A 13,324-nucleotide genomic window follows, 5' to 3' on the forward strand; every position below is an offset into this window, starting at 1 on the left:
CCCTGTGCGGTGAAACCCTTAGCGGTACGACCCGAAGTCGAAGTCGTCCAGCGGCACAGCCTGCCCGCTGGCCGGCCCGAAGCCGTAGTCGGTCTCGGGGTACCCGGTCATCGAGTACACCTTGGCCTTGGCCTCCTCGGTCGGCTCGACCCGGATGTTGCGGTACTTGGAGATACCGGTACCGGCCGGGATGAGCTTACCGATGATGACGTTCTCCTTGAGGCCCACCAGCGAGTCGCTGCGCGAGTTGATCGCAGCGTCGGTGAGCACCCGGGTGGTCTCCTGGAAGGAGGCCGCGGAGAGCCACGAGTCGGTGGCCAGCGAGGCCTTGGTGATACCCATCAGCACCGGACGGCCGGCGGCGGGCTCGCCACCCTCGCCCACGAGCCGGCGGTTCTCCGACTCGAAGAGCGCCCGGTCGACCAGCACACCCGGCAGGAACTCGGTCGCGCCGGAGTCGATGACCGTCACCCGCTTGAGCATCTGGCGGATGATGATCTCGATGTGCTTGTCGTGGATGAGCACACCCTGCGAGCGGTAGACCTCCTGGACCTCACTGGTCAGGTGGACCTGGACCGCGCGCGGGCCCATGATGCGCAGCAGCTCGTGCGGGTCGATGGTGCCCTCGGTGAGCTTCTCGCCGACGTTGACGTGGTCGCCGTCGTGCGCCCGCAGCTTGACGCGCTTGGAGATCTTGTCGTAGACGATCTCCTCGCTGCCGTCGTCCGGGATCACGATGATCTTCCGGGACCGCTCGCCGTCCTCGATCCGGATGCGGCCGGGGGTGTCGGCGATGGGCGCCTTGCCCTTCGGCACCCGGGCCTCGAAGATCTCCTGGACACGGGGCAGACCCTGGGTGATGTCCTCACCCGCGACACCACCGGTGTGGAAGGTACGCATCGTCAGCTGCGTGCCGGGCTCACCGATGGACTGGGCCGCGATGATGCCGACGGCCTCGCCGATGTCGACCGACTTGCCGGTCGGCAGCGAGCGGCCGTAGCAGGCCGCGCACACGCCGAGCTTCGACTCACAGGTGAGCACGCTGCGGACCCGCACGTTCTCGACCCCCGCGGCGACCAGCTTGTCGACCAGGATCGAGTTGAGGTCGTCGCCGCGCGACACCACCCGGTTGCCGTTGGCGTCGTCGATGTTGTCGGCCAGCGTCCGGGCGTGCACGCCGGTCTCCGCGTGCGTGTGCACGATGAGGGTGCCGTCCGCGGTGCGCTCGCCGACGGCCATCGGGATGGCGCGCTCGGTGCCGCAGTCCTCCTCGCGGATGATGACGTCCTGCGAGACGTCCACCAGACGACGGGTCAGGTAACCCGAGTCGGCGGTACGCAGCGCGGTGTCGGCCAGACCCTTACGGGCGCCGTGCGTGGAGATGAAGTACTCCAGCACGGTCAGACCCTCGCGGTACGACGAGGTGATCGGCCGCGGGATGATCTCACCCTTGGGGTTGGCCACCAGACCACGGATCGCGGCGATCTGCCGGAGCTGGAGGAGGTTACCGCGGGCGCCGGAGTTGATCATGACCCAGAGCGGGTTCTCCTGCGGCAGCGCGGTCTCCATCTCCTTGGAGATCTCGTTGGTCGCCTTGGTCCAGATCTCGATGAGTTCGCCGCGACGTTCCTCGGCGGTCATCAGACCACGCTGGTACTGCTTGTCGATCCGGTCGGCCTCGACCTGGTAGCGGGCCAGGATCTCCGGCTTGCGCGGGGGACCGATGACGTCGCCCATACCGATCGTCACACCGGACCAGGTGGCCCAGTGGAAGCCGGCCTCCTTGAGCGCGTCCAGGGTCGCGGCCAGGGCGACCTTGGGGAAACGCTCGGCGAGGTCGTTGACGATCGCGGAGAGCTGACCCTTGCGGATCTCGTAGTTCACGTACCGGTAGCCCGGGGGCAGGGTCTCGTTGAAGATGACCCGGCCCAGGGTGGTCTCGACCAGGACGGACTCGCCCTCGGTCCAGCCCTCCGGAGCCTCCCACGTGCCGCCCTTGGCGCCGTTGTCGACACCGATGACGTCCCGCAGGCGCAGCTTGATGGGCGCCTGGAGGTGCAGCTCGCCGTTGTCGAACGCCATCCGCGCCTCGGCGTCCGAGCTGAACACCCGGCCCTCGCCCTTGGCACCGGGCGTCATGTGGGTCAGGTAGTACAGCCCGATGATCATGTCCTGGGTGGGCATGGTCACCGGCTTGCCGTCGGCCGGCTTGAGGATGTTGTTCGAGGACAGCATCAGGATCCGGGCCTCGGCCTGCGCCTCGGCGGACAGCGGCACGTGGACCGCCATCTGGTCACCGTCGAAGTCGGCGTTGAACGCCGTACACACGAGCGGGTGGATCTGGATGGCCTTGCCCTCGACCAGCTGCGGCTCGAAGGCCTGGATGCCGAGACGGTGCAGGGTCGGCGCACGGTTCAGCAGAACCGGGTGCTCGGAGATGACCTCTTCGAGGACGTCCCACACGACCGGGCGCTGCCGCTCGACCATCCGCTTGGCCGACTTGATGTTCTGCGCGTGGTTGAGGTCCACCAGGCGCTTCATCACGAACGGCTTGAACAGCTCCAGCGCCATCTGCTTCGGCAGGCCGCACTGGTGCAGCTTGAGCCGGGGGCCGACGACGATGACGGAACGACCGGAGTAGTCCACGCGCTTGCCGAGCAGGTTCTGACGGAACCGGCCCTGCTTGCCCTTGAGCATGTCGGACAGCGACTTCAGCGGCCGGTTGCCCGGGCCGGTGACCGGACGGCCACGGCGGCCGTTGTCGAACAGCGCGTCGACGGCCTCCTGCAGCATCCGCTTCTCGTTGTTGACGATGATCTCGGGCGCGCCGAGGTCGATCAGTCGCTTGAGGCGGTTGTTCCGGTTGATGACCCGGCGGTACAGGTCGTTCAGGTCGGAGGTCGCGAAGCGGCCACCGTCGAGCTGCACCATCGGGCGCAGGTCCGGCGGGATGACCGGAACGCAGTCCAGGACCATGCCGAGCGGGGAGTTACGGGTGTTCAGGAACGCCGCGACGACCTTGAGCCGCTTGAGCGCCCGGATCTTCCGCTGGCCCTTGCCGGTGCGGATGATCTCCCGGAGGTTCTCCGCCTCGGCGTCCAGGTCCATGTTCTGGAGCAGGGCCTTGATGGCCTCGGCGCCCATGCCACCGGTGAAGTACTCACCGAAGCGGTCGCGCAGCTCGCGGTAGAGCAGCTCGTCGGTGACCAGCTGCTTGGAGTCGAGCTTGCGGAAGGTGTCCAGCACCTCGTCGAGACGGTCGATCTCGCGCTGCGCCTTGTCCCGGATCTGGCGCATCTCGCGCTCGCCGGCTTCCTTGACCTTGCGGCGCACGTCGGCCTTGGCACCCTCGGCCTCGAGCTCGGCGAGGTCCTGCTCCAGCTTCGCGGCGCGCTTCTCGATCTCGGAGTCGCGGCTGTTCTCGGACTGCCGCTTCTCGGCGAAGATCTCGTTCTCGATGGTGGACATGTCGCGGTGACGCGCCTCGGCGTCAACGCTCGTGACCACGTACGAGGCGAAGTAAATGATCTTCTCGAGGTCCTTGGGAGCCAGGTCGAGCAGGTAGCCCAGACGGCTCGGAACGCCCTTGAAGTACCAGATGTGGGTGACGGAAGCAGCGAGCTCGATGTGGCCCATCCGCTCACGGCGGACCTTGGACCGGGTCACCTCGACGCCACAGCGCTCACAGATGATGCCCTTGAACCGGACCCGCTTGTACTTACCGCAGTAGCACTCCCAGTCCCGCTGCGGACCGAAGATCTTCTCGCAGAAGAGTCCGTCCTTCTCGGGCTTGAGGGTGCGGTAGTTGATCGTCTCGGGCTTCTTGACCTCGCCGTGCGACCACTGCCGGATGTCGTCAGCAGTCGCCAGGCCGATGCGCAACTCGTCGAAGAAGTTGACGTCGAGCACTTGGACTATCCCTCGTGTTTCGTTGCTCGGGTGAATTCAAGGCCGGCGGGTGGCGGCCCCGGTCCGTGAAGACCGGGGCCGCCTTCCGTCAGATCTCCTCGACGCTGCTGACGCCCTCGTTCGGGCGACGCGACAGGTCGATACCGAGTTCCTCCGCGGCCCGGAAGACCTCGTCGTCGGTCTCACGCATCTCCAGAGCCACACCGTCGCTGGAGAGCACCTCGACGTTCAGGCACAGCGACTGGAGCTCCTTGAGAAGCACCTTGAACGACTCCGGGATTCCCGGCTCCGGGATGTTCTCGCCCTTGACGATGGCCTCGTAGACCTTCACACGGCCGAGGACGTCGTCGGACTTGATGGTGAGCAGCTCCTGCAGCGCGTACGCGGCGCCGTAGGCCTGCATGGCCCAGCACTCCATCTCACCGAAACGCTGACCACCGAACTGCGCCTTACCACCCAGCGGCTGCTGCGTGATCATCGAGTACGGGCCGGTCGACCGAGCGTGGATCTTGTCGTCGACCAGGTGGTTCAGCTTCAGGATGTAGACGTAGCCGACCGAGATCGGGTCCGGCAGCGGCTCACCCGAGCGGCCGTCGAACAGCTGCGCCTTGCCGTCGCCGTTGACCAGCCGCTTACCGTCGCGGTTGACCAGCGTCGACTCGAGCAGACCCTTGATCTCCTCTTCCTGGGCACCGTCGAAGACCGGGGTCGCGACGTTGCTGTCGGCGGGAGACTCGTGCGCCTCGATCGAGCGGAGCTGACGCTTCCACTCCTCGTCGTCGCCCTCCACCGACCAACCGGTCTTGGCGATCCACCCGAGGTGGGTCTCCAGAACCTGGCCGATGTTCATACGCGAGGGCACACCGAGCGGGTTGAGCACGATGTCGACCGGCGTGCCGTCCTCGAGGAACGGCATGTCCTCGACCGGCAGGATCTTGGAGATGACACCCTTGTTGCCGTGCCGGCCGGCGAGCTTGTCACCGTCCTGGATCTTGCGCTTCTGGGCGACGTAGACCCGGACCAGCTCGTTGACGCCGGGGGGCAGCTCGTCGCCGTCCTCGCGGGAGAACGTGCGGACACCGATGACGGTGCCGGTCTCGCCGTGCGGAACCTTCAGCGAGGTGTCCCGGACCTCCCGGGCCTTCTCACCGAAGATGGCGCGGAGCAGGCGCTCCTCCGGGGTCAGCTCGGTCTCGCCCTTCGGCGTGACCTTGCCGACCAGGATGTCGCCGGGGACGACCTCGGCGCCGATCCGGATGATGCCGCGCTCGTCCAGGTCCGCCAGCATCTCTTCGCTGACGTTCGGGATGTCGCGGGTGATCTCTTCCGGGCCGAGCTTGGTGTCACGGGCGTCGACCTCGTGCTCCTCGATGTGGATCGAGGTGAGGACGTCCTGCTGCACGAGGCGCTGCGACAGGATGATCGCGTCCTCGTAGTTGTGGCCCTCCCAGCACATGAAGGCGACGAGCAGGTTGCGCCCGAGCGCCATCTCGCCCTCGTCGGTGCAGGGACCGTCGGCGATGACCTGGCCGGCCTCGACCCGGTCACCCTCGAAGACGACCGGCTTCTGGTTGACGCAGGAGCCGGCGTTCGAGCGACGGAACTTGTGCAGCAGGTAGGTCCGGCGGTGGCCGTCGTCCTGGTGCACCGTCACGTAGTCGGCGCACAGGTCCTCGACGACACCGCTGACCTCGGCGACGACCACGTCACCGGCGTCGACGGCGGCGCGGTACTCCATGCCGGTGCCGACGAGCGGGGACTCGGCCTTGACCAGCGGCACGGCCTGACGCTGCATGTTCGCGCCCATGAGGGCACGGTTGGCGTCGTCGTGCTCGAGGAACGGGATCATCGCGGTGGCGACCGAGGTCATCTGCCGCGGCGACACGTCCATGTAGTCGACCTCCGTGCCGGGCACGTAGTCGACCTCACCGCCCTTACGGCGGACCAGGACGCGGTCCTCGGCGAAGGTGCCGTCGCTGGACAGCACGGCGTTCGCCTGGGCCTTGATGAAGCGGTCCTCCTCGTCAGCGGTGAGGTAGTGCACCTCGTCGCTGACGACACCCTCGACGACCTTCCGGTACGGCGTCTCGATGAAGCCGAACGGGTTGACCCGCGCGAACGTCGAGAGAGCGCCGATCAGGCCGATGTTCGGGCCTTCCGGGGTCTCGATCGGGCACATCCGGCCGTAGTGGGACGGGTGCACGTCGCGGACCTCGAAGCCGGCCCGCTCACGGCTCAGACCACCCGGGCCGAGCGCCGACAGACGGCGACGGTGGGTCAGACCCGCGAGCGGGTTCGTCTGGTCCATGAACTGCGACAGCTGCGAGGTGCCGAAGAACTCCTTGATCGCGGCCACGACGGGCCGGATGTTGATCAGGGTCTGCGGCGTGATCGCCTCGACATCCTGCGTCGTCATCCGCTCCCGGACGACGCGCTCCATCCGGGACAGGCCGACGCGGACCTGGTTCTGGATGAGCTCGCCGACCGTCCGCAGACGCCGGTTGCCGAAGTGGTCGATGTCGTCCGCTTCGTAACCGTCCTCACCGGCGTGCAGCCGGCAGAGGTAGTCGACGGTCTTGACGATGTCTTCCTCGGAGAGCGTGCCCCGAACGATCGGGACATCGATCTCGAGCTTCTTGTTGAACTTGTAACGGCCGACCTTGGCGACGTCGTACCTCTTCGGGTTGAAGAAGAGGTTGTCGAGCAGGGTCTGCGCGTTCTCGCGCGTCGGCGGCTCGCCGGGGCGCAGCTTGCGGTAGATGTCTAGCAGGGCCTCGTCCTGCCCCGCGATGTGGTCCTTCTCCAGCGTCGTCATGAGCAGCTCGGACCAGCCGAACCGCTCACGGATCTGGTCCGCCGACCAGCCGATCGCCTTGAGCAGGACGGTGACGGCCTGCCGGCGCTTGCGGTCGATGCGGACACCCACCGTGTCGCGCTTGTCGATGTCGAACTCCAGCCAGGCACCCCGGCTCGGGATGACCTTGACGCTGGTGAGGTCGCGGTCGGAGGTCTTGTCCGGCTCCTTGGTGAAGTACACGCCCGGCGAACGGACGAGCTGACTCACCACGACCCGCTCGGTGCCGTTGATGACGAACGTCCCCTTGGGGGTCATCATCGGGAAGTCACCCATGAACACGGTCTGGCTCTTGATCTCGCCAGTGGTGTTGTTGGTGAACTCCGCGGTCACGAACAGCGGGGCACAGTAGGTCAGGTCCTTCTCCTTGCACTCCTCGATCGAGGCCTTGACCTCGTCGAAGCGCGGGGATGAGAAGGACAGCGACATGGTGCCGGAGAAGTCCTCAATGGGACTGATCTCTTCGAGGATCTCTGCGAGGCCCGAGTGGGCATGCGGGTCGTCCGTCGTCCGGGCCTGCCACGCCTCGTTGCCGACCAGCCAGTCGAACGAATCCGTCTGGAGGGCGAGGAGGTTGGGGACCTCTAGCTGCTCGGTGATCCGGCCGAAAGAGACCCGGCGGGGTGCGTAAGCGCTCGACGTACGGCTGGTCTTCGCAGGGCGGGAAGCTGCCAAGATGCGTCCTTCCGAGGACCGGTGCTGCTATGCGGCTGAGTTGCTGGTGCAACTGGTCTGCGTGCACTCCAATGAGCCCCCAAGAGAGTTATCCACATGGATATCTCAGTCGAAGGCAAGGCAGAAGGCAGCGCAAACTAGCAGTGTAGCCGCTCGGCTAACCGCTGTCCAGCCCACACCGGAGGTCGCCTGCGGAACGTGCCTCCGCCGGCCTCTGGCCTGCGGGGCCGCTCAGAAACGCGGCAACAATCCTCGGTGCCGGCCCAACCGGGCATCGGGTATGACCCTGTTACCCATCGGGCGGCTGTCGCAAGCGCGGAAACTTGCTGATGTCAGCGTGCCTGTCCGCCGACACACAGTCAAGGGCTGTGCCGCGGGTCGGACGGTCGCGGTCATCCACTCGACGCACCAAACGGACCTTAACGCATGAATAGCGGCCTTTGAGAGCCTTTGCCGCCCGCTGTGCAATCCGGTCCGTACCGCCGCCCTGACCTGCCGGGACACCCGGGATACAGCGATGGCGGAGATCCTGAGTCGGATCTCCGCCATCGACAGATAACGCTCTGGAGCGTCAGATCACTTGAGGGTGACCTTGGCGCCTTCGCCCTCGAGCTTGGCCTTGGCGGCCTCGGCCTTCTCCTTGTTGACACCCTCGAGGATCGCCTTCGGGGCGGACTCGACGGCGTCCTTGGCCTCCTTGAGGCCCAGGCCGGTCAGCTCACGCACGACCTTGATGACCTGGATCTTCTTGCCACCGTCGCCCTCGAGGACAACGTCGAAGGAGTCCTTCTCGGCCTCGGCCTCGGCCGGGGCGGCACCCGGAGCGGCGGCGACGGCGACCGGGGCGGCAGCCTTGACGTCGAAGACGTCCTCGAACTGCTTCACGAACTCGGAGAGCTCGATCAGGGTCATTTCCTTGAAGGCCTCGAGCAGGTCTTCGGTGCTGATCTTCGCCATGGTGGCTACCTTTCCTAAGAACTTTTGATGTTTAACGGTTCACGCGGAGGCTCAGGCCTCAGCGGAACCGGCCTGCTCGCGCTGCGCCCGCAGAGCGTCGACCGTGCGCACCGTCTTGGTGAGGGGCGCCTGGAAGGTGGCAGCGGCCTTGCTCAGGTTCGCCTTCATGGCGCCGGCCAGCTTGGCCAGCAGAACCTCACGGGACTCGAGGTCAGCGAGCTTGTTGACCTCGTCCGCCGTGATGGCCTTGCCCTCGAAGACACCGCCCTTGATGACGAGAACGGGGTGGGCCTTGGCGAAGGCACGAAGGCCCTTGGCCGCCTCGACCACGTCACCGTTCACGAAGGCGAGCGCGGTAGGACCGGTGAACAGCGCGTCGAGACCCTCGATACCCGCGTCGGTAGCAGCACGCTTCGCGAGCGTGTTCTTGGCGACGGCGTACTTGTTCTCGCCGCCCAGCGACCGCCGGAGCTCGGTGAGCTCCTTCACGGTGAGGCCGCGGTATTCGGTCAACACGGTGGCCGCGGAGGCACGGAAGTGATCCGTGAGCTCAGCGACGGCCGAAGCCTTGTCGGCCCGGACCGGCTTGTCCGCCATGTCCCTCCTCTCTCAGTGCTTGAGCCACTGGTCGAGAGGGTCCGTGCAAAACAAAACGCCCCGGGCACAGGGCACGGGGCGGACTCGAGAACGCGCATGAGCGCAGTTGTCGATCACGAACCGTTCTCCCTGCGCAGGACGCCCGCTTGCAGCGGGACCTTCGGCCGCGACGTCCGCCTTGACGACGGGTGTTGCGGCGACCAGCGGTCTATGGGTGGAACTTCGTGTTGAACAGTACGCGGCACTACCGCCGAAAACCAAATCGGCCCCCGCGTGTGGGGGTACGCCCGAACTCGACACGCTGAAGTGGCGTCAGGATCGGGTGCGGCGCAGCCGGGCATAGAGCGCGAGGACCACCGTGGACCAGGCCACACTCCACACGGCGAGCAGGGCGAACGCGCCGGCCCCGGAGAGCGGCACCGTGGCCAGCTCGCGGGCGGTCGCCATCACCGGCGGCACCAGCCAGGGCGCGATCGAATCCCGCAGGCCGAACACGATCGTCAGGATCGAGCCGGTGGCCAGGACCGCGACACCCGGCAGCACCCGGCGGGTCACGGCCCGGCCGGCCAGCGCCCCGAGCGCCACCGCGGCGGCGACGGCCAGCAGATGCGCCAGGAGCCCGAGCAGGACACCGGTCGAGGTCGGCGGTTCGCCGCTGCCCGGTTCCGGCGGGCGGATCCCGTGGAACAGCCACGGGGTGCCCATCGCCAGCAACGACACGGCCAGCGCCAGGACCGTCGCGGCGAGGATGCCGGCGGCGGCCTCCCGGAACGGGCCGACGGCGAGCCGAGCCAGGTGCCGCTGCCCGTCCGGCTCGGTGTCCAGCAGGACCTTGGCGAGCCAGGCCAGGATCGGGAACAGGCACACGGCCGAATAGCCGTAGGCGCTGGCCGCCGTCGACGGGCCACCGCCGTAGATCACCGACAGGACGGCCAGAACGGCGATCAGCGGGGCGAGCGCGCGGCCACCCCGCAGAAAGCCGGCCAGCCTCATCCGGGCGAGCGCGATCATCGCCCCTCCCTCTCCGCGGTTTCCTTTTCCGGTACGCCCGGAGCGTCTCCGATCGGTGCAGACCCCGAGTCCCCGGCCCGGCCGTGCTCGCGCGTGCCGCCGGAACGGTCGCCGGTGGTCGCGGTGGGGTGCTCGTCCCGTACCCCCAGAACGCGGTGGCCCTCGGCACGAAGCCGGTCCATCGCCGCGAGCGCCTCGTCCCGCCGGACCGCCACTTCGACCACCACCTCGTCACCACCCACCTCTCCCCCACCGTCCCGCGCCCGGGAGGAGGCCGGCGGGGCCGTTCCGCCCACCGCTCTCTCGCCGTCCCATGCCCGGGAGGAGGACGGCGGAGCCGTTCCGCCCACCTCTCCCCCACCGTCCCGAGCCAGGGAGGAGGGTGGCGGAGCCGTTCCGCCCGCCGCGGCACGCGCGGGCGCCGTGGGAGAGGCGGATGCGAGGACCGGGGTGGGCTGGTGCAGGGTGTGGTCGGTGATGGTCCAGTGCAGGGCGCCGGGAAGGTTGGCGATCTCGCCGCGGTGGTCGCTGACCAGGACCGTGCCACCGGCTGCGGTGACCTCGGCGACCAGTTGCGGGATCAGTTCGCGGGAGGGGGCGTCCAAGCCCTCCCACGGCTCGTCGAGGACCAGCAGGCCGGGTGGGGCCAGCAGCGCCTGGGCGAGACCGACCTTCTGGGCGGTGCCCTTGGACAGCTCCGGCAACGGGGTCTCGGTGAAGGCGGCCAGGCCCAGACGGTCGATCCACGGGTCGGCGGCGGTGGCGGGCAGGTCACGGATCCCGGCCATCGCGCGGAGGTAACCGAGGGTGGTGAACGGCTGGGCCGCGGGGAACCGCTCCGGCACCCAGCCGACCACGGCGGGCCGGTCGCGGATCACGCCGCGGGACGGGCGCAGCACCCCGGCGGCCAGCTGGAGCAGGGTGGACTTGCCCGCACCGTTGCGGCCGAGCAGCACGAACGTCCGGCCCGGATCGAGGGACGCGTCGATGTCGTGCAGGATCCAGGGGGCGCGGCGGGCGTACCGGAACCAGACCTTGTCGAAACGCACGGCCGGAAGCCTCTCACAGAACGTGGCCCCGACGCAGGCCCGGAAACGCCGCGAACCCCCGGGGAGTCCCCGGGGGTTCGCGGTCGAGCTGGATCAGGCGTTGGCGTCGCCGCGCAGGTTCTTCTGCACGTTCGGGTCCACCTGGACGCCGGGGCCCATCGTGGTGGCGACGGTGACCTTCTTCAGGTACTTGCCCTTGGCCGCGGACGGCTTCGAGCGGAGGACCTCGTCCAGCACCGCGGCGTAGTTGTCGATCAGCTGCTCGGCCGAGAAGGAGGCCTTGCCGATGATCAGGTGCAGGTTCGAGTGCTTGTCCACCCGGAAGGTGATCTTGCCGCCCTTGATCTCGTTGACGGCCTTGGTCACGTCGACCGTGACGGTGCCGGTCTTCGGGTTCGGCATGAGGCCACGCGGGCCGAGGATCCGGGCGATCCGGCCGATCTTGGCCATCTGGTCCGGCGTCGCGATCGCGGCGTCGAAGTCCAGCCAGCCACCCTGGATCCGGGCGACGAGCTCGTCGGTGCCGACCTCGTCGGCGCCGGCCGCGAGGGCCTCCTCCGCCTTCGCACCCTGGGCGAAGACGATGACGCGGGCGGTCTTACCGGTGCCGTGCGGCAGGTTGACGGTGCCGCGGACCATCTGGTCGGCCTTACGCGGGTCGACACCGAGGCGCATCGAGACCTCGACGGTGGCGTCGAACTTGACCGGGTTGGTGTCCTTGGCCAGAGCGATCGCGTCCTTGGGCTCGTAGAGCTTGTTCGCGTCGATCTTCTCGGCTGCGGCGCGGTACGCCTTGCTGCGCTGTGCCATTTCTCTTTACTCCTGTGGTAGTTGGCGGGGCCGCACGACGGCGGCCCCTCCCACTGATCTCGCCGGGGATCCGGCGATCAGATCTTGGTGACCTGGTTGAAGTTCAGCTCGACCGGAGTCTCCCGGCCGAAGATCGACACCAGGACCTTGAGCTTCTGCTGGTCGGCGTTGATCTCACTGATCGACGCCGGCAGCGAGGCGAACGCGCCGTCGGTGACGGTGACCGAGTCGCCGACCTCGAAGTCGAGGACCTTGACCTCGGGCTTCGCCTTCTTCTCCTCGGCCTGGACGGCCGGGGCCAGCCACTTCAGCACCTCGTCGAGGGAGAGCGGGGCCGGGCGGTCGACCCGGTCGGTGGCGCCCACGAAGCCGGTGACACCGGGCGTGTTGCGCACGCACGAGTACGACTCGGGGGTCAGGTCCATCCGGACCAGGATGTAGCCGGGGAAGACCTTGGCCTGCACCTGGTTGCGCTTGCCGTTCTTGACCTCGACCTCTTCGCGGGTCGGGACCTCGACCTGGAAGATGAAGTCCTCCATGTCGAGGCTCGTGATCCGGGTCTCGAGGTTGGTCTTGACCTTGTTCTCGTAACCGGCGTACGAGTGGACCACGTACCAGTCGCCGGGCGCGTACCGCAGCTTCTGCCGCAGCTCCTTGACCGGGTCGTAGTCCTCTTCGACCTCGGGCGCCTGGATCTCCTCGACCTCAGCCTCGGCCTCGGCCGGCGAGTCGGCCGCCTCTACCGACTCGTCGGTCTCCAGCGACGACGGCTCGTCACCGTACTGCGCGGTCTCGTCGTCGTACTCAGGCACGCTCGCTCACTTCCAGAATGTCTATCGGTCCTGACTGGCGGGGACACGCTCCGCGTGGATCAGCCCAGGGCGGCGAGGATGGCCTTACCGAAGGCGTAGTCCAGGCCGGCCACCAGGGCCGTCATGATCACCACGAAAACGATCACCACGCTGGTGTAGGTCAGCAGCTCCTTGCGGGTCGGCCAGATGACCTTGCGCAGCTCGCTGACCACCTCGCGGAAGAAGCCGCCGATCCGGCCGAACGGGCCCTTGCCCCGGGCCTTCTTGGCCTTCGAGCTGTCCGCGTCCTTCGCCTCGGCGAGCGCGACGCCACCGTCACGGCTCGTCAGCGCGTCGTCGGCGTTGTCATCGGGAACCTCATCGCCGGCAACGTCGTGGCCGAGCGCGTCGTCGCCCGGGACGTCGTCACCGGGCCGGTCCTTCTCGGCCACTTCGCCCTACTTCCGTCATGGTGGTCCTGATGCTCCCGTCAGGGCTCGACCGGACGCGGAGTTTGTGCGGACCGCGCACCGGGCGGGCACGTCGAGGAGGATTGCGCAGGGGTGACAGGACTTGAACCTGCAGCCTGCGGTTTTGGAGACCGCTGCTCTGCCAATTGAGCTACACCCCTTTGCGGAACCTGACGCCTCACGGCTTCAGAGCCCCACGGC

The 13,324-nt window shown here is 67.7% G+C and carries 9 protein-coding genes and 1 tRNA gene; all 10 read right to left on the reverse strand.

The annotated features are described in order from the left end of the window. Positions 1-18: 18 nt before the first annotated feature. Positions 19-3,909: a DNA-directed RNA polymerase subunit beta' gene (locus ACZ3II_RS09430; protein WP_465517121.1), complete on the reverse strand. Its 3,891-nt coding sequence runs from the start codon at positions 3,907-3,909 to the stop codon at positions 19-21. Between the two features lie 88 nt (positions 3,910-3,997). Continuing rightward, positions 3,998-7,438, reverse strand: a complete 3,441-nt coding sequence (rpoB, locus tag ACZ3II_RS09435; RefSeq protein ID WP_465517122.1) for a DNA-directed RNA polymerase subunit beta — start codon at positions 7,436-7,438, stop codon at positions 3,998-4,000. 576 nt (positions 7,439-8,014) lie between these two features. Further along, positions 8,015-8,395 carry a 50S ribosomal protein L7/L12 gene (rplL, locus tag ACZ3II_RS09440; protein ID WP_188120950.1) on the reverse strand — a complete coding sequence of 127 codons (381 nt, stop codon included), beginning with the start codon at positions 8,393-8,395 and terminating at the stop codon, positions 8,015-8,017. Between the two features lie 51 nt (positions 8,396-8,446). Continuing rightward, the gene (gene rplJ / locus ACZ3II_RS09445; protein ID WP_465517123.1) at positions 8,447-8,992 is read right to left on the reverse strand and encodes a 50S ribosomal protein L10; all 546 of its coding nucleotides are present in this window, start codon (positions 8,990-8,992) and stop codon (positions 8,447-8,449) included. A gap of 312 nt (positions 8,993-9,304) precedes the next feature. Next, positions 9,305-10,003, reverse strand: a complete 699-nt coding sequence (locus tag ACZ3II_RS09450; RefSeq protein ID WP_465517124.1) for a hypothetical protein — start codon at positions 10,001-10,003, stop codon at positions 9,305-9,307. Beyond that, positions 10,000-11,052 carry an ATP-binding cassette domain-containing protein gene (locus ACZ3II_RS09455; protein WP_465517125.1) on the reverse strand — a complete coding sequence of 351 codons (1,053 nt, stop codon included), beginning with the start codon at positions 11,050-11,052 and terminating at the stop codon, positions 10,000-10,002. Before ACZ3II_RS09455 ends, ACZ3II_RS09450 begins: the two co-directional genes overlap by 4 nt. A 93-nt stretch (positions 11,053-11,145) precedes the next feature. After that, on the reverse strand, positions 11,146-11,862 hold the full coding sequence (gene rplA / locus ACZ3II_RS09460; RefSeq protein ID WP_465517126.1) for a 50S ribosomal protein L1: 717 nt from the start codon (positions 11,860-11,862) through the stop codon (positions 11,146-11,148). Positions 11,863-11,939: 77 nt separating this feature from the next. Then, positions 11,940-12,674, reverse strand: coding sequence for a transcription termination/antitermination protein NusG (nusG, locus tag ACZ3II_RS09465; protein WP_465517127.1), 735 nt, complete (start codon positions 12,672-12,674; stop codon positions 11,940-11,942). A 59-nt stretch (positions 12,675-12,733) separates the two neighbouring features. Beyond that, complete coding sequence (gene secE, locus ACZ3II_RS09470) at positions 12,734-13,105, reverse strand: preprotein translocase subunit SecE (RefSeq protein ID WP_465517128.1); 372 nt, start codon at positions 13,103-13,105, stop codon at positions 12,734-12,736. Positions 13,106-13,211: 106 nt separating this feature from the next. Further along, positions 13,212-13,284, reverse strand: a tRNA-Trp gene (locus ACZ3II_RS09475). Positions 13,285-13,324: the final 40 nt, after the last annotated feature.

This window comes from Actinoplanes sp. NPDC019969, assembly GCF_055562375.1.

What these genes read in the sequence shown, in the direction of transcription:
- rplL (WP_188120950.1), bottom strand. Translation starts at nt 8,395, where the DNA reads ATGGCGAAGATCAGCACCGAAGACCTGCTCGAGGCCTTCAAGGAAATG.
- rplA (WP_465517126.1), bottom strand. Translation starts at nt 11,862, where the DNA reads ATGGCACAGCGCAGCAAGGCGTACCGCGCCGCAGCCGAGAAGATCGAC.
- rplJ (WP_465517123.1), bottom strand. Translation starts at nt 8,992, where the DNA reads ATGGCGGACAAGCCGGTCCGGGCCGACAAGGCTTCGGCCGTCGCTGAG.
- ACZ3II_RS09450 (WP_465517124.1), bottom strand. Translation starts at nt 10,003, where the DNA reads ATGATCGCGCTCGCCCGGATGAGGCTGGCCGGCTTTCTGCGGGGTGGC.